Annotated in this window: 25 protein-coding genes; 8 read left to right on the top strand and 17 right to left on the bottom strand. The window is 73.8% G+C overall.

The genetic code is table 11. The features are described 5' to 3' along the window. Window positions 1–85: 85 nt before the first annotated feature. From ACFC1X_RS33720 to tgmB, 3 genes are all read left to right on the top strand, one after another. The gene (locus ACFC1X_RS33720; RefSeq protein WP_376361311.1) at window positions 86–409 is read left to right on the top strand and encodes a YkvA family protein; all 324 of its coding nucleotides are present in this window, start codon (window positions 86–88) and stop codon (window positions 407–409) included. A gap of 119 nt (window positions 410–528) precedes the next feature. Next, a complete protein-coding gene (tgmA, locus tag ACFC1X_RS33725) occupies window positions 529–720 on the top strand; it encodes a putative ATP-grasp-modified RiPP (protein WP_003978169.1) in 192 nt (63 codons plus the stop codon). Between the two features lie 16 nt (window positions 721–736). After that, the gene (gene tgmB, locus ACFC1X_RS33730; protein ID WP_376361315.1) at window positions 737–1,723 is read left to right on the top strand and encodes an ATP-grasp ribosomal peptide maturase; all 987 of its coding nucleotides are present in this window, start codon (window positions 737–739) and stop codon (window positions 1,721–1,723) included. A 31-nt stretch (window positions 1,724–1,754) separates the two neighbouring features. On the opposite strand, the gene ACFC1X_RS33735 is transcribed toward tgmB, so the two are convergent. Next, the gene (locus ACFC1X_RS33735; RefSeq protein WP_376361318.1) at window positions 1,755–1,970 is read right to left on the bottom strand and encodes a hypothetical protein; all 216 of its coding nucleotides are present in this window, start codon (window positions 1,968–1,970) and stop codon (window positions 1,755–1,757) included. 108 nt (window positions 1,971–2,078) lie between these two features. Continuing rightward, window positions 2,079–2,576 (bottom strand): hypothetical protein, encoded by a 498-nt coding sequence (locus tag ACFC1X_RS33740; protein WP_376361321.1) that lies wholly within the window; start codon window positions 2,574–2,576, stop codon window positions 2,079–2,081. 208 nt (window positions 2,577–2,784) lie between these two features. Here ACFC1X_RS33740 and ACFC1X_RS33745 point away from each other — a divergent pair, with 208 nt between their 5' ends. After that, window positions 2,785–3,753, top strand: a complete 969-nt coding sequence (locus ACFC1X_RS33745) for a GlxA family transcriptional regulator (protein WP_376361324.1) — start codon at window positions 2,785–2,787, stop codon at window positions 3,751–3,753. 72 nt (window positions 3,754–3,825) lie between these two features. On the opposite strand, the gene ACFC1X_RS33750 is transcribed toward ACFC1X_RS33745, so the two are convergent. The 3 genes from ACFC1X_RS33750 to ACFC1X_RS33760 all read right to left on the bottom strand — a co-directional run bounded on the left by ACFC1X_RS33750 (window position 3,826) and on the right by ACFC1X_RS33760 (window position 5,498). Continuing rightward, entirely contained in the window at window positions 3,826–4,089 is a 264-nt protein-coding gene (locus ACFC1X_RS33750) for a DUF5133 domain-containing protein (RefSeq protein ID WP_352153844.1), read from the bottom strand. A gap of 147 nt (window positions 4,090–4,236) precedes the next feature. Then, window positions 4,237–5,076, bottom strand: coding sequence for an NmrA family NAD(P)-binding protein (locus ACFC1X_RS33755; protein WP_376361327.1), 840 nt, complete (start codon window positions 5,074–5,076; stop codon window positions 4,237–4,239). Further along, a complete protein-coding gene (locus ACFC1X_RS33760; RefSeq protein WP_376361330.1) occupies window positions 5,073–5,498 on the bottom strand; it encodes a nuclear transport factor 2 family protein in 426 nt (141 codons plus the stop codon). Before ACFC1X_RS33760 ends, ACFC1X_RS33755 begins: the two co-directional genes overlap by 4 nt. Window positions 5,499–5,625: 127 nt before the next feature. Here ACFC1X_RS33760 and ACFC1X_RS33765 point away from each other — a divergent pair, with 127 nt between their 5' ends. Beyond that, the gene (locus ACFC1X_RS33765) at window positions 5,626–6,219 is read left to right on the top strand and encodes a TetR/AcrR family transcriptional regulator (RefSeq protein ID WP_376361333.1); all 594 of its coding nucleotides are present in this window, start codon (window positions 5,626–5,628) and stop codon (window positions 6,217–6,219) included. Window positions 6,220–6,241: 22 nt separating this feature from the next. On the opposite strand, the gene ACFC1X_RS33770 is transcribed toward ACFC1X_RS33765, so the two are convergent. From ACFC1X_RS33770 to ACFC1X_RS33780, 3 genes are all read right to left on the bottom strand, one after another. Continuing rightward, window positions 6,242–8,011 carry an ABC transporter ATP-binding protein gene (locus tag ACFC1X_RS33770; RefSeq protein WP_376361336.1) on the bottom strand — a complete coding sequence of 590 codons (1,770 nt, stop codon included), beginning with the start codon at window positions 8,009–8,011 and terminating at the stop codon, window positions 6,242–6,244. 181 nt (window positions 8,012–8,192) lie between these two features. Then, complete coding sequence (locus tag ACFC1X_RS33775; RefSeq protein ID WP_376361340.1) at window positions 8,193–8,735, bottom strand: hypothetical protein; 543 nt, start codon at window positions 8,733–8,735, stop codon at window positions 8,193–8,195. 28 nt (window positions 8,736–8,763) lie between these two features. Then, a complete protein-coding gene (locus ACFC1X_RS33780; RefSeq protein ID WP_376361343.1) occupies window positions 8,764–9,276 on the bottom strand; it encodes an ATP-binding protein in 513 nt (170 codons plus the stop codon). Between the two features lie 179 nt (window positions 9,277–9,455). Between ACFC1X_RS33780 and ACFC1X_RS33785 the strand changes: the two genes are divergently transcribed. Together ACFC1X_RS33785 and ACFC1X_RS33790 are read left to right on the top strand one after the other, a co-directional pair. Beyond that, window positions 9,456–9,683: a DUF397 domain-containing protein gene (locus ACFC1X_RS33785; protein WP_114531800.1), complete on the top strand. Its 228-nt coding sequence runs from the start codon at window positions 9,456–9,458 to the stop codon at window positions 9,681–9,683. Window positions 9,684–9,799: 116 nt separating this feature from the next. After that, window positions 9,800–10,720 (top strand): helix-turn-helix domain-containing protein, encoded by a 921-nt coding sequence (locus ACFC1X_RS33790; protein WP_376361346.1) that lies wholly within the window; start codon window positions 9,800–9,802, stop codon window positions 10,718–10,720. Window positions 10,721–10,802: 82 nt separating this feature from the next. Here the strand turns inward: ACFC1X_RS33790 and ACFC1X_RS33795 are convergent, their stop codons facing one another. The 9 genes from ACFC1X_RS33795 to ACFC1X_RS33835 all read right to left on the bottom strand — a co-directional run bounded on the left by ACFC1X_RS33795 (window position 10,803) and on the right by ACFC1X_RS33835 (window position 22,463). After that, the gene (locus ACFC1X_RS33795) at window positions 10,803–11,621 is read right to left on the bottom strand and encodes an SAM-dependent methyltransferase (RefSeq protein WP_376361348.1); all 819 of its coding nucleotides are present in this window, start codon (window positions 11,619–11,621) and stop codon (window positions 10,803–10,805) included. 147 nt (window positions 11,622–11,768) lie between these two features. Then, window positions 11,769–13,049 (bottom strand): ABC transporter substrate-binding protein, encoded by a 1,281-nt coding sequence (locus ACFC1X_RS33800; protein WP_376361351.1) that lies wholly within the window; start codon window positions 13,047–13,049, stop codon window positions 11,769–11,771. Continuing rightward, the gene (locus ACFC1X_RS33805) at window positions 13,046–14,191 is read right to left on the bottom strand and encodes a branched-chain amino acid ABC transporter permease (RefSeq protein ID WP_376361354.1); all 1,146 of its coding nucleotides are present in this window, start codon (window positions 14,189–14,191) and stop codon (window positions 13,046–13,048) included. Before ACFC1X_RS33805 ends, ACFC1X_RS33800 begins: the two co-directional genes overlap by 4 nt. Then, window positions 14,184–15,083 carry a branched-chain amino acid ABC transporter permease gene (locus ACFC1X_RS33810; protein ID WP_122615493.1) on the bottom strand — a complete coding sequence of 300 codons (900 nt, stop codon included), beginning with the start codon at window positions 15,081–15,083 and terminating at the stop codon, window positions 14,184–14,186. Before ACFC1X_RS33810 ends, ACFC1X_RS33805 begins: the two co-directional genes overlap by 8 nt. Next, a complete protein-coding gene (locus tag ACFC1X_RS33815; protein ID WP_376361358.1) occupies window positions 15,080–15,868 on the bottom strand; it encodes an ABC transporter ATP-binding protein in 789 nt (262 codons plus the stop codon). Before ACFC1X_RS33815 ends, ACFC1X_RS33810 begins: the two co-directional genes overlap by 4 nt. Then, a complete protein-coding gene (locus ACFC1X_RS33820) occupies window positions 15,865–16,647 on the bottom strand; it encodes an ABC transporter ATP-binding protein (RefSeq protein ID WP_376361361.1) in 783 nt (260 codons plus the stop codon). The genes ACFC1X_RS33815 and ACFC1X_RS33820 overlap by 4 nt, the downstream gene beginning before the upstream one ends. A gap of 587 nt (window positions 16,648–17,234) precedes the next feature. Continuing rightward, window positions 17,235–18,497, bottom strand: coding sequence for a PucR family transcriptional regulator (locus ACFC1X_RS33825; RefSeq protein WP_376361364.1), 1,263 nt, complete (start codon window positions 18,495–18,497; stop codon window positions 17,235–17,237). A gap of 118 nt (window positions 18,498–18,615) precedes the next feature. Then, on the bottom strand, window positions 18,616–21,351 hold the full coding sequence (locus ACFC1X_RS33830; protein ID WP_376361367.1) for a LuxR C-terminal-related transcriptional regulator: 2,736 nt from the start codon (window positions 21,349–21,351) through the stop codon (window positions 18,616–18,618). Between the two features lie 194 nt (window positions 21,352–21,545). Then, a complete protein-coding gene (locus ACFC1X_RS33835) occupies window positions 21,546–22,463 on the bottom strand; it encodes an alpha/beta hydrolase family protein (protein WP_376361370.1) in 918 nt (305 codons plus the stop codon). Window positions 22,464–22,866: 403 nt separating this feature from the next. On the opposite strand from ACFC1X_RS33835, the gene ACFC1X_RS33840 reads away from it, so the two are divergent. After that, window positions 22,867–23,754 (top strand): Gfo/Idh/MocA family protein, encoded by an 888-nt coding sequence (locus ACFC1X_RS33840; protein ID WP_376361373.1) that lies wholly within the window; start codon window positions 22,867–22,869, stop codon window positions 23,752–23,754. Window position 23,755: the final 1 nt, after the last annotated feature.

The raw sequence follows: 23,755 nt of genomic DNA on the forward strand, positions 1-23,755 counted from the left end.
AGACGTCACACTCCGGTCTTGTCGCCGCCCCGAACGGGCATCCGGGAGAGTGGGTGCGCGCCGCGCAGCCCGAAGGAGGGGACCGGTGGACACGACGACAGTGGTGATCTTGGTGGCGGCGCTGCTCGCCGCGCTGGTCCTCGCGGCGGCGGTGGCCGTCCTGGTGCGGCTGGTCCGCACCCGACGGGACCTCAGACAAGCCGGGCTCCCCACGGGCCCGCGCTGGGTCTTCTGGGGCGCCGTCCTCTATCTGGTGCTCCCCACGGACCTGGTCCCCGACCCGGTCTACCTGGACGACATCGGCGTACTGCTCCTCGCACTGCGTTCCGCACGCGGCTCTCTCGGCGGCCAACGGGGCGGCACGGACCGGCGACAGGGCACCCGCTCGCCCGGTGATTACGCAGCGTAAGGAAACCAATCACCCGTTCGATTCGTATAAGTCTCTGGAAGCCGAAGGAAGTCGGCGGACCAGGAGACGGCGCAATGGGGTCGTCAACTGATCGGCGCAGCACCGACTAGGGAGAGACGATGCAACCGTTCGCGCTCAACTACGCACGGCCCGCAGTGGAGTTGGAAGCCACCACTCCGTACGTCTACGACTCCGGGCTGCAGTTGAACGTGCTGTTGGACGGGCGGGTCGCCGCCTGCGACCACGCGCTGCTGAGGGAGCTGGGGACCACGACCTCCACCGCGGGGTCGAAGACTCACTTCGACGACTGAACACGGATCGCCGAGAATGACCGTGTTGATCCTGACCAGTGAAGAGGACGTCACCGCTGACATGGTGGTGGTGCACCTGAACGCGTCGGGAGTACCGGTGGTCCGTCTGGACCCCGCGGATCTGCCCGATTCCGTCGCGCTCTCCGGCGAGTTCGTGCACGGTGCCTTCCGGGGCCATCTGTCCTCGGGCGGCCGTCTGGTGAGCATCGGCGGGCTGCGGTCCGTCTGGGTGCGCAGGCCGGGCGGTGCGGCCACCCGGGCCGCCGAGCCGTCCGCGTGGCTGACCGAGGAGGCCGGTCAGGCGCTGTACGGCATGCTCCGCGGCAGCGGGGCGCGCTGGATGAACCAGCCGGACGCGGCGCACCGGGCGCGCTACAAGCCCTGGCAGCTGCGTCTGGCCCAGCGGTGCGGGCTGCCCGTGCCGGCCACGCTGATCACGACCTTTCCGCGGGCGGCGCGCGAATTCGCCGACCGGTATCCGGATCTGGTGGTCAAGCCCGTCTCGGGGGCGCACCCCCAGGATCCCCCCCTGGCGGTGCCGACCAGCCGAGTGCCGCCCGAGGCCGACTTCGCCGCCGTGGCGCACGGTCCGACGCTGCTGCAGCGCCGGGTCGCCAAGCGGGCGGACATCCGGCTGACCGCCGTGGGCGATGAGTTGCTGGCGGCCCGGAAGAGTGCCCTGGCGGAACCGGACACGGCCGAGGTGGACGTCCGCTTCGCGGAGTCCGGCGAGCCCTGGCGGCCGGTGGAGGTGCCGCCGCGGGTGGCTGAGACGGTCCGCGCCTATCTCCGCGCGGCGGGACTCGCCTACGGGGCCCTCGACTTCGCCGAGGACGGCGACGGCACCTGGTGGTTCCTGGAGTGCAACCAGTCGGGGCAGTTCGGCTTCGTGGAGGTGGACACGGGCCAGCCGATCGCCCGCACCATCGCCGAGTGGCTGGCGCGGCCGGGCGCGGAGGACGCGGTGGACGCGGACGGCCCGGGTACGGCGGCCGTGGGGTGAGGTCCGGGCGGTGCCGCCCCGGCGGCGCCCGTCAGTGCGGGCGCGGGCCGGGCAGCAGGGCGGTGCGCTGCCAGCCGGCGCCCGGGGACGGCTGCCGCCCGGGGCCGGGCAGGTGGCCGGGCGCGTGCAGCGGCCGCATGACCACCTCCAGCTCCCTGCTCACGCGCTCGGCATCCCGTCGCACCTGCTCGGGAACGTCACCGCGTTCGGCGACAAGTCGGTCGTAGATGGGGGAATCCTGGAACACCCGTCAACGTGCCTTTCGTGTCGTCCGCCCCCGTACGGGGGCGCGACTGAGCATTCTAGGCGCCCCTCCACCCGGGGGTGCGCATTCCACCCAGGAGGTGACAGCGGCTCAGGCGCCGGTCGTCGAACCGGGCCGGACGATCATGAGGACCGTCACCGTGGCCCACAGCAGGTTGAACAGGCCGGTGAACATGGCGAGCCGCGCCGTGCGGGCGTGTTCCACGGGCCGCCGGTCGGCCAGTTCCTCCAGCAGTTCCTCCTGGCGGGGCAGCACGAAGGCGATCAGGAGGCCGGCGGCGGCCGCGGTGAGGGTGATGGACGCGATGAGCCACGCGTCGCCGAGGACGCCCATGGCGGCCGCGGTGGCGAAGCCGAGGACCGGCACCGCGATGCCGAGTCCGGCGTAGACCCGGCAGATGCGGTGCAGCAGCCGGACGGTGCTCACGTCACCGGGGCTCGCCGCCTCCCCGGCCCCCGCCCCCGCCCCCGCGGGCAGGGCCACCGGCACCTTCCGGACGGCTGCCGGGTACATGCTGGCCGCGACGGTGACGGGCCCGACGGCGATGATGGCGGCCAGGACGTGGAGGGACAGCAGGATCTTGGTCATCGGTCGGGGCTCCGGAGGCAGGATCGGTCGATGCGGTACGGGAAAGCCACGCTAGGAAGCGGGCGGTTGATCGCACAGAGGCTGAAACGACAGCTTCCAACGGATTCTCGCCAACGCCTCCAGCAGGCCGTTTCCGGTACGGCGAGCGGGCGGACGGGGCCTGACGCGGGGTTCTGTGTCCGGCGGGAATCCGCCTAGGGTGGCGGCCATGCACTCCGTGGCGATCCTGGTCCTCGACGACGTCGTGCCGTTCGACATGGCGGCGCCCATGCAGGCGTTCGACTGGACGCGGCTGCCCGACGGGCGCAGTCCGTACCGGGTGAGCCTGTGCGCGGAGTCGCCGGAGGTGCGCACCGAGGGGCTCACGCTGCGGATCGAACGCGGCCTGGAGGCACTGGAGAGCGCGGACACGATCATCGTGCCGGGTCGCTCCGAGGAGTCCGGCCCGCCCTCCGAGCGCGTCCTGTCGGCGCTGCGGCAGGCCGCGGCCGCCGGTACGCGGATCGCGTCCGTGTGCGTGGGCGCCTTCGTGCTCGCGGAGGCAGGACTGCTGGACGGACTGCGCGCCACCACCCACTGGATCGCCGCGGCGGAACTGGCCCGGCGTCACCCGCGCGTCGACGTGCGGCCGGACGTCCTCTATGTCGACAACGGGCAGATCCTCACGTCGGCCGGGGCCGCGGCCGGGCTGGACATGTGCCTGCACATGATCCGCCGGGATCTGGGGTCGGCGGTCGCCGCGCACGCCGCCCGGATGTGTGTCGTACCGCTGGAACGGGAGGGCGGCCAGGCCCAGTTCATCGTGCACGAGCATCCACCGGTGCCGCGCGGCTCGGACCTGGAGCCGCTGCTGGAGTGGATCGAGGACAACCTGGCCGGCGAGGTCACCCTCGCCGCGATGGCGGCACGCTCGGGCATGAGCGAGCGCACCTTCAGCCGCCGGTTCCGCGAGCAGACGGGGACCACTCCGCTGCAGTGGCTGCTGCGGGCGCGGGTGCGGCGGGCCCAGTACCTGCTGGAGAACGGCGACCACTCGGTCGAACGGATCGCCCGGCAGGCGGGGTTCGGCTCGCCGACGGCCTTCCGGGAGCGGTTCCGCCGGGTGGTCGGCACCACCCCGTACGCCTATCGAGCGGCGTTCCACGGGCGACCGCCCGCCGGAGCCGGGCGCCCGTAGGGCCCGCGCCACGGACCGGACCGGGACGGTGCCTCTGGTCCGGTCCGTGGCGCGGGCCCCGGGTGCGGCGGGTCAGACGGCCAGCGACAGGCCGCGCTCCTCGTCGGGGTCCACCGTGGGGACCTCCGCTGCCGTCCGCCCCTTGGCGAGCAGCAGTACGTCCGCCTTCGCCACCGCGTCGTGGACTCCGGTCGTCGCCATCATCACGCACAGCGTGTAGCTGACGTCCGCCAGCTCCCGCGCCGTCGCCGGGCTCTCCCTCTCCGCCTGAGCGATCCGCAGCGACGCGTACCGCGTCAGCAATTCCCTGACGACCTTCGGGTCGGGTTCGAGCACGAAGCGCCCCTCTCTCGATTTTCGCTCCGTATGCCCGAACCCGGTCGAAACAATCACATCACGGGTGCCGCTGCTCGCAATTGACGAGATTCTGTCGTCTGCTGTCCGGCCGCCACCCTGAATGTTCGACGATTTGATGGAAAACGCTCACCGCAGTGCCCACTCCCGTTCCACCACCTCCCGGAAGCCGCGCGGCGGGCGGCCGGTGAGGCGCTGGACGGTGTCGGTGGTGCGGTCCTCGGCGCCCCGGGCGATGGCGCGGTCCATGTCCGCGAGCATGTCGGCGTAGTCCGGCGGCACCACCGTCGCGAGGCGGTCGCGCATCCGTTCACGGGTCAGCCGTCGATGCGTCACCGGCCGGCCGCCGGCCCGCGTGAGGATCGCGGCGACATCGTCGTGGGACAGGGCCTCGGGGCCGGTGAGGATCAGGTCGGTGTCCGGGGCGCGGTCCGCGGTCAGGGCGCGCACGGCGACGGCGGCGATGTCGTCGGCGTCGACGAAGCCCACCCGGCCGCTTCCGGTGGCGGTCAGGATGGCGCCCTCCTCCCGGACGGTGACGGCGTGGGCGTGGCCGCCGGTGAAGTTCTGCATGAACCAGGAGGGCCGCAGTACCGCCCACTCCTCGAACAGACCGGGCAGCGCGCCGTGCACCACGCCCACCGCCGGGCCGCCCTCGGGGACGGCCGAGGTGCTGAGCAGCACGGCACGCCGCACGCCGGCGGCCCGGGCCCGGCGCAGGAAGGGCAGCATGACCGCGGCCGGGTCCATGTCCCCCACGGGCGGGACGAGGTAGACGCGGTCGGCTCCGTCGAGGGCCGCGTCGTGCGTGGCGGTGTCGTACCAGTCGAAGCGGACGGCCTCCGCGCCCGCCGACGGGGGCGCGCCGCGGCTCGCGGCCCGCACGCGGTGACCGGCAGCGATCAGCCGGGCGGTGGTGCGGCGCCCGGTGGTCCCGGTGGCGCCGATCACCAGGGTGGTGCCGGTCATCGGGCGCGCTCCGCGAACTGGGCGCCCGGCTCCTGGAGGACGAGGGGGTTCCAGTAGTCGCGGTACGCGGTGAACCGGCCGTCCTCGACGGTCACGACGGCGATGTAGGTCATGTCGTAGGGCGCGCCGGTGCGCACCAGCCGCCCCACGGCGCGCATCTCCACCACGACGGTCGCCGGGTCGGTGGTCTCGTGGATGCGCAACTCGGGGAAGTCGTGGAGGTCGATGTGGTCGGGGTAGTGGCGCATGTACGCGGCCACGGCCTCGCGCCCCTCCAGTCGCCGGGGCCACCCCTCGGGGGCGAACGGGAACTCCATGACGGCGTCCTCGGCCCAGAGGGCGACCCAGGCGTCGATGTCCTTGTCCAGCATCAGGCGCAGGCTGTGGCGGTACAGGTCCGGGGCCGGGGTGTGTGCGGGCATGCGTGGTCTCCTTCTTCGCATAGAATGCGGACCGGCGGTCCGCTTATACGATACGGACCGACGGTCCGCTTTGCAACGCGCGTCGTGCCCGGCGGACGCGCCCCTGCCCGCGAAGAAGGAGAGCCCGGTGACCGAGCGCAGGACACGCAAGGACGCGGCGCGCAACGAGGCGGCCGTCCTCGCGGCGGCCGACACCCTTTTCGACCGGTGCGAGAGCCCCGACGACGTCACCATGGCCGACGTCGCGGCGGCGGCCGGCGTCGGCAAGGGGACCCTCTTCCGGGCCTTCGGCGATCGGGTCGGGCTCATCAAGGCGCTCTACGAGGCACGGCTGCGGCCGTTCGAGGAGGCCGTCGATTCGGGGCCGCCGCCCCTGGGCCCGGGCGCCCCGCCGGCGCAGCGGGTGCTCGCGCTGCTCGACGCACTCCTCTGCTTCAAGCTCGACAACCGCCGGCTCGCTCTGGCCCTGGAGGGCTCCGGCAGCGGCAGCCCCTACGCCGCGGGCCACTACGACCGCTGGCACACACTCCTGCGCGGCGTCCTCGAACAGATCCCCGGCCTCGACGACGGCGAGTTCGCCGCGCACGCGCTGCTCGCCGCCGTCCGGGCGGACCTCGTCGAGCACCTGGCCGGCCGGGAGGACGTGCCGCGCGAGCGGATGCGCGCCCAGTTGGCGGAGTTCACCACCCGCGTCCTGGCCACTCCCCCGGCACCGGTCTGAGGTCCGCCCGGCGCGCCCGGGGTCAGGCGACCTGGCCGCCGTGCAGTGCCGTGTACGCCCCTCCCCTGGCCAGCAGTTCCTCGTGGGTACCGGCCTCCTGGATGCGCCCCTCGCCCATCACCACGATCCGGTCCGCGCCCCGCACGGTGGACAGCCGGTGCGCCACGACGAACGTGGTGCGCCCGCGCAGCAGCCGGGCCAGCGCCTCCTGGACGAGCGCCTCCGAGCGGGTGTCCAGCGCGGAGGTGGCCTCGTCGAGGATCAGCACCCGGGGGTCCCGGATCAGGGCGCGGGCGATGGCGAGGCGTTGGCGCTGCCCGCCGGAGAGCCGGGCCCCGTGTTCGCCGACCAGGGTGTCCAGGCCCCGGGGCAGGCGGTCGACGAACTCCAGGGCGTTGGCGTCGCGCAGGGCCCTGCGCACCGACTCCTCGTCGGCGTCGTCCATGCCGTAGGCGACGTTGTCCCGGATCGTGCCGTCGAACAGGATCGACTCCTGCGGCACCACCGAGACGAAGCGCCGGTACGTGCGCAGGTCGAGGGTGCTCATGTCGGTGCCGTCGAGCAGCAGCCGGCCCGAGGTGGGCCGCAGAAAGCCGATGACCAGGTTGAGCACGGTGGACTTGCCGGCGCCGGACGCGCCCACCAGCGCGACCGTCTCGCCCGGTTCGACCGCGAGCGTGAAGTCGTCCACCGCGGGCCGGCCGTCGCCCTCGTAGAAATGCGCGACACCCTCGAAGGTGACGGCGCCGCGCAGCCCGGTCAGCTCGTCCTTGCCCTCGTTGTCCTCCAGTTCGGGAGCCTGGAGCACCTCGCCGACCGAACGGACGGACTCCAGGCCCTTGGTGATGACCGGGGCGAGGGACGCCAGCGTCGTCGTGGAGTTGGTGAGGGTGGTCAGGAAGGCGCTGAGCATGACGACGTCACCGGCGGTGACTCCCCAGACGTCGTAATACGAGATCAGCGCGGCGCCCGCGAGCACCAGGACGCCGACCACGTTGAGCACGACCCAGGAGAGCGAGCCGAAGCGGCCGTTGACCAGGTCCAGGCGTAGGCCGGAGGTCAGCAGGCGGTCCAGGGTGCCGTCCATGCGGCGCAGCGCCTTGCCCTCCAGGCCGTGGGCGCGGGTGACCGGGATGAGCCGGGTCATCTCCGTGACCCGGGAGGACAGGGTCTCGACCTCATGGCGGAAGTGCTCGTTGTGGGTGCGCAGCCGAGACCGGAGCCGGGCGACGAGGAGGGAGGCGGCGGGTACGACGACGAGGAAGACGGGCAGGAACTCCGGGGTGCGCACACCGATGATGACCAGGCCGCCGGTGAGCACGGTGAGCGCGCCGAGTCCGGTCTCGGCGGTCTGCTGCACCATCTGCTCCACCGTCTCCACGTCCCGGACGACCTTGGCCTGCAGGACGCCCGCGCTGACCCGCGAGTGGTAGCCGATGGAGAGCTGCTGCATGCGCGTGCACAGCGCGGAGCGCAGACCGGTGCCCATGCGGCGGACGCTGCCGTACAGGAGGCGCACGTACAGCAGGTGCAGCGGGTAGTTGACCAGCAGGATGAACATGATGATCCCGGTACCGGCCCACAGGTCGCCGATCGGACCGTGCTGGACGACGGTGTCGATGATGGTCGCGGTGATGAGGGGCAGCAGCCAGATGGGGCTGTGCTTCACGGTGAACACGACGACCGCTCCGGCCAGTGGGCGGCGGTCGGCGCGGAACAGGTAGACGAGCGTGCGTATCGGGTGTTCGCCCCGGTAGCGGTGATCGAGCGGCTTTGCGGGTGGCGACGCCATCGGCGTGGTCCTCCAGGTGACCGAGTGGGGCAAGCGCTTACTCCGCGCGCTTTCCTACCCCGTCGGCAAGGAGTACGCCACACCGTCCCGCGCCTTGGATCCCGCGTCTTGGATCCCGCGCCTCGAATCCCGCGTCTTGGAGGGGAGACCCGCGCCTTCTCCCCCGTGGAGGGCGCGGGTCTCAGTCTCCGAGCGTGCGGGCGAGTTCGGTCGTGGCGCGCGTGATCTCGCTGTCGTCCTCGGCCAGCAGCCGCTCCAGCCCGTCCCGCCGGGCGCGCACCGCCTGCCGCGCCGCGCGCTCCCACGCCACCGGGTTCTCACGGTGGTTGAGCAGCTTGGGGTAGGCGGTGGCGGTGGTCTCCCACTGCCGGGCGTCGGCGATGTTCTTGAGCAGCTGGATGATCTGCGCCCGGCAGCTCACCTGGGGCCGCTGTGCGAGCTCCCACAGGAAGGGCACGGTCGCCGCGGTGGCCTGCTCCACCACGAAGCCGTACTGGCAGATGCGTTTCCGCAGGTCCTTGAGGGCGGCTCGGGCGGTCTCGGCATCGCCCCAGGCGACCTTGCGCAGCAGCCGGGGAATGGCGGCGGCCGAGCCGCTGGAGTCCTGGATCTCGCCCCAGGGCACGCCGTCGAGCCCGGCGAGGAGGGCGGCGGTGCGATGCGAGCCCGGCGGCTGTCGGTCGGTGCGCTGGATGCTCGGCTCGGGTGTCGGAGCGCTGCGCATGGTGGGGGGCCCTTCCGCGACAGTCGGATCAGGTGAGGGGGCGGGTCGACAGCTTGGCCCAGACCGTCTTGCCCGCCGGAGGCCTCGGGGTCCAGCCCCACTCCTCCGCGAGCGCGTCGACGATGCACAGGCCGCGTCCGTGCTCCCGGAGTGCGGAGTCGTCGAACGGCTGGAACACGGGCGCGCCGTCCCCGGGGTCGGAGACGGTCAGCGTCAGGTGGCCGGGGTCCAGGGCGAGTCCCAGCCGGACCTCGGGCGGACCGGCCGCCGCCGACGGCAGGGCGTGCGCCACGGCGTTGGAGACGAGTTCGGTGATCACCAGGACCGCGTCGTCACCGCGGTGGTCGAGGGACCACCCGCTCAGCGTGTCCCGGGTGAACACCCGGGCCCGGGCGAAGCCCTCCCCGCTGCACGCGACGCGCAGCACCGCGGAGGCCGGCCGATCGCCGTCCGGGGCGGGGCACTTGGCGTACGGAGCGGTGAACGGCCACTCGGCGCGTTCGCCGGGCGACCGGAGCCTTGGATGCGCAGGTGACGGCACAGCATCTCCCTGATGCGACATCAGAATCTGGCGACCACCGAGGGGTTGACGCCACGGCTATTATCCACGCTGAGAGCGCTCGCGTGCAATTGCACGAGAAATTGCGCGAAAAAAATCGGATGGGAGCGCACGGGACCGGAAGTACTCGGTCCGCTCCCCCGAACGGCAAGGAGACCGCGGTGCCACCAGTGCGCAACGGAGTGCAGGCCAGCCTGTTGGACGCCTGCTGGAAGAAGAGTCGGCACAGCAACGCCGAGGGCAACTGCGTCGAAGTGGCCCTCGTGGACGGGGGCATCGCGATGCGCAACTCCCGCGATCCGGACGGCCCCGCGCTCGTCTACACCTCCGCCGAGGTGGCGGCCTTCCTGGCCGGGGCGAAGGAGGGCGAGTTCGACCACCTGCTGTGAGGCGGGCGGCGGCGGGAAGCGGAGCCCAACTAGCCTTTTTCTGCGGGTGGATGCGCCCGGAGCCGGTGGGATGAGATAGTCTTTCCCTCAAGTCTGCCGGTCTGCTGGGAGTCAGGATGTCCGCCGCGTCGCATCGCCTCTCCCGTCTCGAACCCTACCTGGACCGGGCCGAGCCGGCTCCGACTCTGCTGAAGATGCTCGTCGGCGTTCAGCTGGCGGGCTTCCGCGAGGACGCCGGCCTCTCCCAGGACCAGGCGGCTCGCGCCCTCGGTTTCAGCCCGGCGAAGCTCTCGCGCATCGAGTCCGGCAAGGGCCGCAGGCCTCCGACGGAGACCGACGTCCGCGCGCTGCTGGAGAAGTACGGCACCGACCCCTACGAGGCCTCGGTCCTGCTCAAGCTGTTGCAGCGCGCCGGTGAACCGGGCTGGTGGCAGCGGTACGACAAGCGGCTGATGCCCGAGTGGTTCGACCGCCTGGTCGGTCTCCAGGAGGCCGCGGCCACCATCCGTACCTTCGAGATCCAGTACGTCCCCGGCCTGCTCCAGACCGCGGCCTACACCCAGGCCGTGGTCGAGCGCGGCCTGCCGAACGCGCCCGCCGGCGAGGTCGGGCGCCGCGTCGAGCTGCGCAAGCGCCGCGCGGAACTGCTGGAGCGCAAGGACGCGCCACAACTGTGGGCGATCATCGACGAGTCGGTGCTGCTGCGCGTACTGGGCAGCCGCGAGGTCATGCGCGAGCAGCTCGCGCACCTCGTCGACATGGCCCAGCGGCCCCACGTGACGCTTCAGGTCGTGCCGCTGGACGTGACCAACGCGTCGGCGCCCGCGATACCCGTCACCTATCTGCGCTTCGGCGGCGCCGACCTGCCCGACGTCGTCTACCTGGAGCACATCAGGAGCGCCAACTTCCTGGAGGACCGGGACGAGACCGAGGAGTACCGGGTCGCCCTGGACCGGCTCGCCGACGAGGCGCTGACCCCGCGCGAGACCCTGGACCTGCTGCGCCGGACGATGGCGGAGCGCTACGCGGCGAAGTAGCGCGACGCGCCAGGACGGTAGGCATGGAGGAGGGGCCCCGCACGCGATGTGCGTGGCCCCTCCTCCTTGCCGTCCGGGTGGGTCAGCCCAGGCGGCCCAGGCCGCCGAACTCGATCCATTCGTCGGTGAGCTGACGGGGCGCCACCTCGGTGTCCGGACGCCAGGTGGAGACCTCCACCAGGCCCGGCTCCAGGATGTCCATGCCCTCGAAGAACCCCTCGACGTCCTTCGGCTCGCGGACCCTGCCCCAATGCCCCTGCGTCGCCTGGTCCATGAACTCCGTGACGAACTTCCGCACCTCGGCGTCCTCGCTGACCAGCTGGCACATCACCGCGTAGCTGCCAGGGGCGAGCCGCTCGGTCACCCGGCGGACGACCGCCAGGGGGCCGTCGGTGTCGCTGTCCGGGATGCAGTGGAACACCGAGTTGAACAGGACGGCGACCGGCTGCGAGAAGTCGATCAGGCGCTGGGTCTCCGGGTGGGAGAAGATCTCGTCCGTCGACCGCATGTCGGCGTGGATGACGGCGGTCCGGTCGTTCTGGTCCAGCAGCGCCCGGCCGTGGACCAGCACCATCGGGTCGTTGTCGACGTAGACGACGCTGGAGTCCGGGGCGACGCGCTGGGCGACCTGGTGCACGTTGTCCTGGGTGGGCAGGCCGGATCCGTGGTCGAGGAACTGGCGGATGCCGTAGTCCTGGGCGAGGGTCCGGACGACCCGCTGCAGGAAGCGCCGGTTGTTCAGCGCGAGGCGGCGGGTACTGGGGACGACCTTGTCGAGTTCGGCGACCGCGGCCCGGTCGGCCGCGTAGTTGTCCTTGCCGCCCAGGTAGTAGTCGTACATCCGTGCGGCCGTGGGCACATTGGAGTCGATCTCCGTGGACAACCGCTTGTCGGCTTGCATCGTTCCCCCAGCTCTGTACGGGCGCCAACTGGACTGGCACGACAGAGAGTACATCCTGGAGACCGGGTGGTCAGCGAAACCAGGGGGCTGGTCAAGTGGCCGTCAAACCCTGTGCCGTGCGCTGGAGTTGACGGCCACTCGTCCCGGTCAGCCCCGGCCGGCCAGGTACGCGTCCGCGCCGGGGGCCTTGTGGGCCTCCTCCACGCCGACCAGGCCGCCGACGGCCTTCGCGTCGGGCTTCAGGACGTACGTCTTCCGGCTGGCGGGCGCGGTCACGAGGGTGAAGTCCTGCGGGGTGCCGAGACCGGTGTCGGCGTTCTTCTGCGAGCGGTGCGCCTTCACGACGTCCGCGCGGGCGAGGCTGCCGCCCTCGCATGCCTTCTTCAGGTCGGCGCCCATCAGTTTGGCGGCGTTGTAGCCGGAGAGCACGCCGGAGTCGACCAGCTCCCCGGGGTACTTCTTGCCGTAGGCGGCGACCATCTTCTGCACGCCGGGCAGGTCGGAGCTGACCGCCGGCGCGGCGCTGACCACGTGGACCATGCCCGCCAGGGCCGCCGCGGCGGGCGTCTTCATCAGCTGCGGGGCGTAGCCGGGGGCACTGCTGACGATCGGCACCTTCAGGCCGCGGGCGGCCGCCACACCGGCCAGCGAGGCGGTCTGCGCGGGACCCGCGCTGATCAGCACCGCCTTCACGCCGGCCTTGCTCAACGCGGACACCTGCGCCGACAGGTCGGTGTCCGTGGCCTTGATCTTCTGCCCGACCACCTTCATCCCCGCCTCCTCGGCGGCCCACTCGGAGCCCTCCAGGGCGTTGGCGCCGTAGTCGCCCTCGAAGTACACGTGGCCGATGGTGTCGCCCTTGGAGAGCTTCTTGGTGCGGGTCAGGAAGTCGACGGCGGCGATCATGTCGAGGTCGTAGGTGGTGCCCAGGACCTGCACGGAGTCCCGGCCCAGCAGGGAGGCGGCCCAGGCCTGCGGGAAGGTCAGCATGTGGTCCCGCTCGATGTCGTCCAGCAGGGCCGCGACCACCGGGGAGCCGATGACCTGGGGCAGGGCGACGACGTCCGGGGCGATGTCGGCGTAGGCGGTGACCGCCTTCTGCACGTCGTAGCCGTGGTCCTTGACGACGATCTCGACCTGTCTCCCGCAGATGCCGCCCGCGGCGTTGGTCTCGTCGGCCCACATCTGCTGGGCCTGCACGATGCTCTTGCCGAGGGTGGCGTAGGGGCCGGTGAGGTCGGTCAGCGCGCCGAGCCTGATGCCCTTGTCGCTGACTCCGGGACCGGTCTTGACGCCGTCCGCGGCGTCGTCGGTGCTCCCGCCGTCCGCCTTGGAGCTGCAGGCGGTGCCCGCGAGCAGCACGGCGGCCAGTGCCGCCGCCAGAGCGGCGGTCCGGGCGGTGCGGGGCCTGGGGTGCGTGACGTTCACGGGGTGTGCTCCTTGGCTCGTGCGGCATTGGCGGTAGTGGTCGGGGAGGAGGGCGAGGACCCGCCGTCGGGCGGGGCCGTGGCGGGCGAACGGCGGCGCAGGCGGGCGCGGGTGCGGCGGGCCAGTCCGTGCAGGCCGTCGGGGGCGTAGAGGAGGATCACGACGATCGCGGCACCGTAGAGGTAGCGGGACGCCTCGGTCGGGCCGATCGATCCGCCGCCGGAGCCCGGGGTCGCCACCAGCGGCAACTGGTCGGCGTAGCGGGTCATCAGCAGCGGCAGCGCGGTGACGAAGACGGCTCCCGCGGTGGCTCCGGCGACCGAGCCGAGTCCGCCGATGACGATCATGGCGAGGTAGTCGACGGAGAGGGCGAGGGAGAAGTAGTCGGGGACGACGCGGCGGAAGGAGAGCGCGAGCAGGACGCCGGCCAGGCCCGCGTACATGGAGGAGACGACGAACGCCGCCGAGCGGTACCGCGCCACGTGCACGCCCATCACGGACGCCGCGGTCTCGCTGTCGCGCAGCGCCACCAGGGCGCGGCCGGGCCGCCCGCGCAGCAGTCCGCGGGCGGTGAACCAGGTGACGGCGAACAGAACCAGGCCCAGGTACCAGAGCCGTTCCTCGGCACCGAACGGCACGCCCAGGAGCGTCAGTTCGGGGTCGGTCTCGGCGAAGGTGAACCCGCCCAGCTCCAGCGGCGGCACGGAGCGCCCGTTGAAGCCGCCGGTGACCGAGTCCGCGGTGAGCAGGACGTGGTGGCCGAGGAAGACCAGGGCGAGGGTGGCCACGCCCAGGTAGATGCCCTTGACCCGGCCGGCGACGGGACTGAACAGGCCGCCGGCCGCCCCGGCAAGGAGTACGGCGAGCAGCGCGGCGAGGGAGGGCGGCAGCCCGGGGCCCGGTTCGCCCGCCAGCCAGACGTATCCGTACGCGCCGACCGCGAGGAAGAAGGCGTGTCCGAGGGAGAGTTGGCCGGCGGTGCCGCTGAGCAGGCCGAGCCCGACGGCGCCGATGGCCGCGGCCATCGAGAACAGGCCGATGCGCAGCCAGAAGGCGTCCAGGTAGAAGGGCAGGGCGCACAGGAGGAGGACGGGCAGCAGCAGGCCGCCGCGTCGGAGGAGACCGGAGAGTCGGTCAGACACGGGCCGCTCCCTTCGCCGCGAAGAGTCCGGCGGGGCGCACCAGCAGGACGAGCACCATCACGGCGTACGGCGCGACGTCGCCGAAGCCCTCGCCGAGGACGTGCAGGTCGGACTGGTAGCCGGCGACGAACGCCTCGGTGAGGCCGATCAGCATGCTGCCGACCAGGGCGCCGACCGGGGAGGCCATGCCGCCGAGGATGGCGGCCGGGAAGGCCTTCAGGGCGATCTGCCCGGTGGTGCGCTCGAGACCGGGTGCCGGGAAGGCGACCAGGAAGACCGCGGCGAGCGCGGCGAGGCCGCCGGCCAGGCACCAGGCGGCGGTGCGTACCCGGGTCAGCCGTACGCCCATCAGGGCGGCGGCCTCCGAGTCCTCGGCGGCGGCGCGCAGCGAGAGACCCCACGAGGTGAACCGGAAGAGGGCGAAGGCGCCGCCGATGGCGAGGGCGGAGACCAGGATCGCGGCGACGCGGCTGTCGGCGACGGTCACCGGGCCGAGGTCGGTCACGGCGTCGCCCCAGGGGTCGCCGAGCGGCAGCAGGTCGCCGCCGATGCGCCGGGCCAGGTCGGTGACCAGGACGATGTCGATGCCGATCGTGACGATGGTCTGGACGTGCGCGGCGTGCGGGTCGCCGCCGCCGACCGGCTGGAGCAGCAGCCGGTCCAGCGCCCCCGCCACGGCCGCCGTCACGAGGACCGCGACGGCCAGCGCCCCGGCGAAGCCTAGGTCGTCGTGGAGGACCGCGACGAGGTAGCCGCCGAGCAGCAGCAGGGAGCCGTGGGCGAAGTTCAGTACGCCGGACGCCTTGAAGATGGTGACGAAGCCGAGCGCGATCAGGGCGTAGACGGAGCCGAGGGCGAGGCCGTTGAGGAGGTTGTCGAGGAAGCCGCTCATGCCGCGTCCTCCCCGGTGGTGCCGGTGCCGAGGTAGGCGCGCAGCACCTCGGGGTCGCGCCGGACCTCGTCGGGGGTGCCGTGGGCGATGGCCTTGCCGAAGTCGAGGACGGTGACCTCGTCGGCGAGCCGCATCACCAGTCCCATGTCGTGTTCGACCAGGACGACGGAGAGGCCGAGTTCGGCGCGGATCTCCCGGACGACCTCGGTCATGCGGGCGCGTTCGGCGGCGTTCATGCCGGCCACGGGTTCGTCGAGCAGCAGGACACGGGGCTCCAGACAGAGGGCGCGGGCGAGTTCGACGCGCTTGCGGTCGCCGTAGGAGAGCAGGGCGACGGGCGATGCGAAGTGGGCTCCGAGGCCGACGAGTTCGGCGATCTCCCGGGCCTTGGCGAGATGATCGCGCTGTTCGCGCACGGCGCGCGGCAGCCGCAGGGCGCTGGCGGCGAAACCGGCGCGGGACAGGGCGTGGCGGCCGAGCATGAGGTTGTCGGCGACGGTGCCCTGGGTGGTGACGATGTTCTGGAAGGTGCGGGCCACGCCGAGCGCCGCGATGCGGTGCGGGGCGAGGCGCGTCAGCTCGGCGTCGCCGAGCCGCACGGTGCCGGCGGTGGGGCGGTACAGGCCCGACAGGACGTTGAAGCAGGTGGACTTGCCGGCGCCGTTGGGGCCGATGACGGCGTGCAGGGTGCCGGGGGCGACGGTGAAGGAGACGTCGTCGAGGGCGACGAGTCCGGCGAAGCGCACGGTCACCCCCCGGACGTGGAGCGCGTCGGGGGCGGTCACGCGGCCCCCTGATCGTCGGTGGTCTCGCCCAGGTAGAGGCGGCGTACGGCGTCGGTCCGGGCGAGTTCCGCGGCGGGGCCGGAGAGCCGGACCTCGCCGACCTCCAGGACGTATGCGTCTTCGGCTAGGGACAGGGCCATGCCGGCGTTCTGTTCGACGAGCAGGACGGCGGTGCCCTGGGTGTTGATCTCGCGGACCACCCCGGCGATGCGGTCCACCATCATCGGGGCGAGGCCGAGGGAGGGTTCGTCCAGGAGGAGCAGGCGGGGCGCGGCCATCAGGGCGCGGCCGATGGCCAGCATCTGCTGCTCCCCGCCGGACAGCAGTCCCGCGGCTTGGCGGGGGCGTTCGGCGAGCCGCGGGAAGAGCGCGAAGACGCGGTCCCTGCCCTCGCGGACCAGGGCCGGGGCGCGTCGGCCGAGGCCGAGCCCGCCGGCCCGCAGGTTCTCGTCGACGGTGAGTCCGGCGAACACCCGCCTGCCCTCGGGCACCTGTACGACTCCGGCGCGTACGGCGGCGACCGGGTCCCGGCCGTCGAGTTCCGTGTCGCCGTAGCGGACACGGCCGGCCGTGATCGCCCCTCGGTGCAGGCGCAGTGTGCCCGAGACGGCCCGCAGCAGCGTCGTCTTGCCGGCGCCGTTGGCACCGAGGAGCGCGACGACGGCGCCGTGCGGGACGGTCAGGGACACGGAGCGGAGGGCGGACAGCGCGCGCCCGTACGTCACGTCGAGGCTCTCGACGTGCAGCGCGGGCGCACCGTCCGGTGGTGCTGCGGGCATCGCGGCTCCTTGGGACCGGCCGAATCGGCACGGTGACGGGTGAATGGGGGGAGCTCACGACAGCACGGACACGGGTGCCCGTACAGGGCACTTGGGCCGGGTCGCTGCGGCGTCCCAGTCCGGGGGCGGAGAGTCTGTGCGGATGCCCAGGCGGGGGGCGCGATGGGGTGCGGGGTGGTGGGGCGGGTGGGGCTGCGGGAGCGGGCGGGAGTGCGGTGGCGGCGGCGAGGCGCGGCCGTCCGCGCGGCGGAAGCCGGGCGGCCCGCGGGGGCCGCGGGAGCGGGCGGGTCCGCGGCGGCGGTACGGCGGCTTGGCCCACCCGTGGGCTGGAGCGGGTCGGGTCGCCGGGGCGGTGAGCGGGCAGGTCCGGCGCGGGGAGGCGGCGTACCCGTTCGCGCGGCGGGGAGCGGGTGTCGCTCCAGACGGCGCGCGGTGGGAGCGGGCGGGGCGGTCGGCATGCCGTGCGCGGGGGCGGGTGGGGGCCGCCTCGGTGGGACGGTGGGGGTGGTGCGTGTTGGGCGCGGGTGGACGCTCAACGTCGCCGCCACGCCCACCGTCCGTCCGTGATGGGTTCGGGCTCGCCCGGGTCAGTCGTGGAGTACCTGTCGTGCCGTCAGCGCCAGGCTGATCTCGACGACGTCGGCCGGGCGGGCCAGGGAGCGGCCGGTCAGTTGTTCGCAGCGGCGGAGGCGGTTGAGGACCGTGTTGCGGTGGCAGTAGAGGCGTTCGCCGGCCCGCTGGGCCGAACCGTCGCAGTCCAGCCACGTGGTGAGGGTGTCCAACAGGACCTCGCGATCGGCGGGCTCCAGGCGGAGGAGGGGGCCGAGCACCCGGTCCGCGAGGGCGCGGCCCAGCTCGGGGCTGGAGACGACCAGGGCGGCGGGAAGCCGGTCGGCCAGCCGCACCGTGCCGCCGGCCGGCGGGCAGATCTCCAGGGCGGTGTCGGCAAGCCTGCGGGCGTCGCCGACGGCGGCGAGCCCGTCGACCGGGCTGCCGACGCCGATACGGAGGCCGGGGAAGGGGCTGTGTGGTTCGGGGAGCCCGTCGTCGGCGCCGGTCAGGACGATGCCGTAGTCGACCTCCGCCCCCGCGTGCCAGTGGACGCGGGTGTCCGGCGGTACGGCGACGGCGCGGGCGGCGTCGGGACGGGCGGACGGTCCTCCGGTGACCGCGACGACGACGTACCGGCCGTGTTCCGGCAGGCCCAGCGCCTGGGCGGCCTCCGGCAGGTCGGCGATGCGGCTGGTGCCGTCGAGCAGGCCGGCCGCCAGCAGCCGGGCCCGGTTCTCGCGGCGCCGGCCGAGCTGCCACTCGGTCTGCCGGTAGGCGTCCGCGACGAGCGTGCAGTGCTCGTCGACGAAGTTCCACACGTCGGCGGCCACGTGCACGAGCAGGCGGACATCCTCCGGCGCGGTCCTGGACGTCTCCTCGACCAGCCGCTGCCACACCAGGGAGCCGCCGAGGCGGAAGGCGTGCAGCAGCGCGTCCAGCGGGAGGCCCTGCTCGGCGCGGGCGGCGCCGATCCGCCAGGTGCAGCGGCGGGCGGCGTCCCGTGCGCCGCGCGGGTCGAGCAGCGAGGCCACGCTGTGCCGCAGGGAACGGTGGACCTCCTGCCAGGTCGCGGAGGGATCCTTGGTGAGGGCCGTGCGGTACGCCGGTTCCTGCTCCTCCAGCAGGGCCACCAGCCGGTCGGTGAGGTCGGGCAGGTCGTCGAGCAGGGCGCGGGCGGCCCGGTGCAGGACGCGTATGGCGTCGGCGTCCATCAACGACGCGACGCTCGGTGTCCGCGGGCGTGGAACGGGCGTCAGCCCGGTGCGGATCGCTGCTCGTGACCGTACGGCGTGTTGCATCGCGGTCCTCCCCAGGGCAGGGCTTGCGGAGGTGCCCCGCGGCGGGCTGTCCCACCCGCGCCGGGCCTGCCCCCTGACTCGTCCTGCCCCGAAGGATGGCATACCGTCCGGTCGGTCCCTAGGGGCGTGCACCGGTCTTTTCGACGGGTTCGGCCTGTTCGGCCTGCTCGACCATGCGGGCCAGCTCCAGTCGGGACCGTACGCCGAGCGCGGCGAAGACCTTGCGGAGGTGGTAGTCGACGGTGCGGGTGCTGACCGCCAGGGTGAGGGCGACCTCCCGGTTGGTGGCGCCCTCGGCGACGTGCCGGGCGATGCGCAGTTGCTGGGGGGTGAGACGGGTGAGTGTCCCGGTGTCCGCGCCGTCCGACAGCGCCCCCAGCGCGCGCAGCTCGCCGCGCGCCTGCGCCGCCCAGACACCGGCGCCGCAGCGGTCGAAGCCGGCCAGCGCGGTGCCGAGCCGGTCGCGGGCCTCGCGGGGTCGGCGGCGGCGCCGCAGCCACTTGCCGTGCAGCAGTGCGGTGCGGGCCCGTTCGAAGTCGCCGCCCGCCTCGTCGTGCCGGGCGAGGGCGTGCCGGTAGAGGCCGTCCGCGCGGTCGGGCGGGGCGAGGAGGGCGTGGCAGCGGGCCAGTTGCGCGGCGGCCTGCGGGTCGGCGCCGAACGCCGCCCAGCCCGCGAAGTCCGTCAGCACCTCGCGGGCGTCCTCGTGGCGTCCGGCGAGGACGGCGGCCTCCACGAAGCAGGGCACCGCGAGCCGCCACACCGCGAAGTGCCCGCGTCCGGGTCCCGGCAGGACGAGGAGGCCGAGCCGGTCGGCGGCGTCGAAGGGGCGTCCCCTGCCGAGGTCGGCCCGGGCGGTCGCCCACTCCGCGAGGGTGGCCACCTGGGCCAGGCCGTGGCGCCGGGCGGTGTTCAGCGCGGCGGTGACGTGCCGGGCGACGACGTCCGGCTCCTCCTCGATCGACGCGGCGAGGGCGAGGATCGCCCGGTGGTGGGCGGCGGTGTTGCGCTGTCCGGCGCGCAGGGCGGTGCGCAGCCCCTCCTCCGCGTGGGTGCGGGCCTGCGGGTGCCGGCCGGCCCGGAGTTCGGCGTAGGCGAGGTACTCCAGCGCCTGCGGCACCAGCGCGTCCGACCCGAGCCGACGGGCGGCGGCCAGCGACCGGGCCCCGCCCCGGCGGGCGGCGTCCACGTCCCCGAGCAGCAGCGCTGCCGCCGCCGATCGCAGCAGCCCTTCGGGGCGGTCGTCGGTCCTCCCCCGCTCCACCACCTGCCCGAGCGGCACGACGGCCCGATCGATCCGCCCTTCGAGCAACGCCCGCATACCGACGCGGTGCTCACGCACGACGGCGGCGAGGTGTCCTGCGGCGCGCAGGGGGGCGGGGTTCAGGTGGACAGGCAGGTCGTGCCGCGGCTCCGGCGCGAGTGCCGCCAGGCACGCCGGCAGGTCGCCCGCCGCCCAGGCCGCGTCGGCGGCGGCCAGGGTGGCGGTCTCGGCGGCGGTGGGGGCGTCGGGGGCGAGGAGGGACGCGGCCAGCAGCAGGGACTGGTGGGCGTCGCCGACGGGGCCGTCCCGCAGTTCCGTCAGTCCCCGCACCAGTTCGGCGCGGCCCCGGACAACGGCGGGAGCGGCGCTGTCGCGGGCGGCGGTGAGCAGCGGGCGGGCCCGCTCGGGGTGGCCGGCGAGCAGGGCCTGCTCGGCCGCGGCCGTGTACCGCTCGGCACGCGTGGCCGCGTCGGCCGTCAGCTCGGCGGCACGGGCGTACGCCGTCGCGCGCAGCCCGTACGGCGCGGACACCGTGCCGTCGGCCGCCGCCGCCAACCGGTCCGCGAGCCAGGGCGCGGGTGCCGGTCCGGCCAGTGCCCAGGACCGGTGCAGCAGCGCGGGGAGCAGGTCGCCGCCCGTCTCCAGTACGTCGGCCAGCGCGCGGTGCGCGGCGTGGCGCCGGTCCGGCGCGGCGGTGGCGAGGACCGTGCGGCGGACCAGCGCGCCGTGGAAGCGCAGCCGGTCTCCGGACAGGGCGAGTTGGTCGGGCAGCGGTGCCGGACGGGGGCCGGGCCCGGGCTCCGGGCGCAGGCGGCGTACGGCGTCGAGGACCAGCCCTGCGTCGGCGTCCGGCCGGTCCGAGGCCCGTACGGCGGCCGCCACCGTCAGCAGCAGGTCCCGCCCGTCGCCGCACGGGCCGGCCGGCGCATCGCCCGCCACCTCGGCGAGGGTCGCCGCGTCGGCCAGGGGGCCGGACAGGGGCAGGTGCCCACGCAGTTCGGCGGGTGACCGCCGGCGGACCAGGGCGTGCAGCAGGGCCGGGTTGCCCTCGGCCTCGGCCAGGAGCCGCTCGCGGACGGCCGGCGCCACGGCGCCGTCGGTCAGGTCGTCGAGCAGGTCGGCGGCCTCCGGCGGGCTCAGCGGGTCCAGGCGGACGACGGGCAGGTGGGCGAAGTCCGGGTCGACGGCCCGGTGTCCGGCGACGGCGAGGAGGATTCCGGTCGGGCCGGAGGGGCGCAGGCACTGCGTCGCGCGGCCCAGCGCGGTCCGGGCCGGGGCGTCCCACAGGTGGGCGTCGTCCACGCACACGAGCACCGGGGCCGGGCCGGGCACCTCCCGCAGGGTGTCGAGCAGTTGCTCAGTGGTGGCGGGGGCGTCCGCTCCGGGGCCGGGCCCGAGGCGCAGGACGGGACCGGCCCGGAAGGAGCGGGCGGCCCACTGGAGCAGGGTGGTCCGGCCCAGTCCGGGTTCGCCGGTCACCACGAGGTGGCCGCCCCGGCCGGGCAGCCCGTCCAACAGCGCGCGCACCGCGTCCTGTTGTGCGCTCCGGCCGTGGATCCGCACGGCCGTACGTACGGTCGTCTCTCCGGTCATCCCCAGGAGGTTACGCGCGCGTAACCTGGTGCGGAAGGCATCGGTCCGCAGTCGGCGGACGGCACATCACCCCTGCCACCTGCACCAGTGTGCCGGCGCCCAACGGGCCGGAGCCGGGGCCGTGCCCCGGCACAGCGGACCGGCGGCGGCCGCGACGTCCCCGCGACCACCGCCGGACGGTACCGGGCGGACCGTCAGGAACCGTGCGGGCAGTTGCCCCGGTACTCCTCGATGGTCAGGCTCGGGCGGGGCAGCGGGCACAGGAACTGCTCGTAGCGGGTGTCGTTGTCGATGAACCGCTTGAGCCAGGAAATGCTGTACTTCGCGATCGTCGTGTTCGACGTGTTCGGCGAGAAGTGCGTGGCGTTGTTCAGCTCCAGGTAGGCGCGGTCCGTCCCGGACGGCAGGCCGGAGTAGAAGGGTTCGGCGTGGGAGGAGACCGGGGCGATCGTGTCGCCGTCGGCGCCGAAGATCAGCGTGGGTGTGCTGACCTCGGGCCAGCTCTTGTCCGTGTTCCAGGGGGTGAGCGGGATCGCCGCCTGGAGCGACGGCCGGGACTTGGCGGCCTCCAGGCTGCCGCCGCCGCCCATCGAGTGGCCCATGACGCCGAGCCGGCTGCTGTCGATCCGGCTGCGGACGGAGCTGCGTTCGGTCAGGTAGTCCAGGGCGGCGAGCAGTTGCCGGCCGCGGGAGTCGGGCTGGTCCAGGGTGGTGTTGGTGTCGATGGTGAAGACGACGAAGCCCTGTGAGGCCAGCCGCGCGCCGAGCCAGGAGATGGAGGACTGGTACGCGGTGAAGCCCGGCGAGATGACGACGGCGCCGAACGTGCCGTCGCTGGTGCTGGTCGGGTAGTAGACGGTGCCGCCGCCGAAGCCGGTGACCGCGAGCGAGGAGACGCTGGTGTCCGCCACGGAGTACGGTCCGCGCTGTGCCTCGATGCTGGACTCGGTGGGGGCCGGGCCGCGCTCGTAGGGGTTGTCGGCGGCCTGGGCGCCGGGCCCGGTGAGGGTGCCGAGCGCGAGGACGGCGGTCACGGCCGCCGTGAGTCCGGCGAGCCGCCGCCGGGTGCTCCGGAACCCGGGCGCGGCGTGGGTGTGGGGGTTCTGCTGCACGAGGGGTGGTCCTCTCTGTCGTGGCGAGCGGCCCGGCCGGTGGTCGCACACGTTCCGGAACACGTGGGGTCGCGTCCCGGGACATCCGCCGGAGGGTGTCGCCGATGAGCTGGCGGTGCCACTGTCGAGGGGTGGTGCGGCCGGGGGGATCGGCAGAATCACCGGTCTCGTGCGACGCGGTGGGGCGGGGCGGGTCCGCCCCGGGCCCTCGCGGGGCGCTACGCCCGGGGTCCGTGGGGACGCTGTCCGCGCGCCCGTCGGTGTGACACGCTCGGCATCGGCCGGGGGACTGTGGCACGCCGGTCGACATCGAGGAACGTCGGCCGGGCCGTGGGACGCCGGTCGGCATGGAGGAACGCTGCCGGACCCGTCACCGGGCCCGGCACCGTGGAGAGGCGACGGCATGCGTATCGGACTGCTCGGCACCGGCCCCTGGGCCGACATGGCGCACGCCCCGGCCCTGGGCGGGCACGACGGCCTGGACTTCGTCGGGGTGTGGGGGCGGCGTCCGGACGCCGCCAAGGAGCTGGCGGAGCGGCACGGCACCCGCGCCTACGACGACGTCGACACCCTGCTCGCCGACGTGGAGGCGGTCGCCGTCGCGCTGCCCCCGGGCGTGCAGGCCGAGCTGGCCGTGCGCGCGGCACGGGCCGGGCGCCATCTCCTGCTCGACAAGCCGCTCGCGCCGACGGTGGCGCAGGGGCGGGCGGTGGCGGAGGCGGTACGTGCGGCGGGCGTGGCCTCGGTCGTCTTCTTCACCGCCCGGTTCCAGCCCGAGACCGAGGCGTGGATCACCGAACAGGCCGAGGAGGACGGCTGGTTCACCGCGCGGGCGCAGTGGCTCGGCTCCGTCTTCGGCGGCGACGACAGTCCCTTCGCGCACTCGCCGTGGCGCCGGGAGAAGGGCGCCCTGTGGGACGTGGGTCCGCACGCGCTGTCCGTGCTGCTGCCGGTCCTCGGGGACGCCCGGCGCGTGTCGGCGGCGGTGCCGGGTCCTGGGGACACCGTCCATCTGGTCCTGGACCACTCCGGCGGGGCGTCGAGCACCCTCACGCTGAGCCTGACGGCGCCGCCCGCCGCGGCCGGGGCGACGGTGGAGCTGCGCGGCCGGGCCGGTGTGACGCTGCTTCCGGAAGCGGTGGAGGGGCCGGTGCCCGCGCTGCGGCGGGCCGCGGACGCGCTGCTCGGAGCGGCGGGCGGTGGGCGGCGGGCGCCGTGCGACGCCGCGTTCGGGCTGCGGGTCACGGAGATCCTCGCCGAGGCGGAGGCCCTTCTGACCGGTGGCCGGTGAC

This window comes from Streptomyces sp. NPDC056128, from assembly GCF_042263835.1.
In the GTDB taxonomy this organism is placed as follows: Bacteria; Actinomycetota; Actinomycetes; order Streptomycetales; family Streptomycetaceae; genus Streptomyces.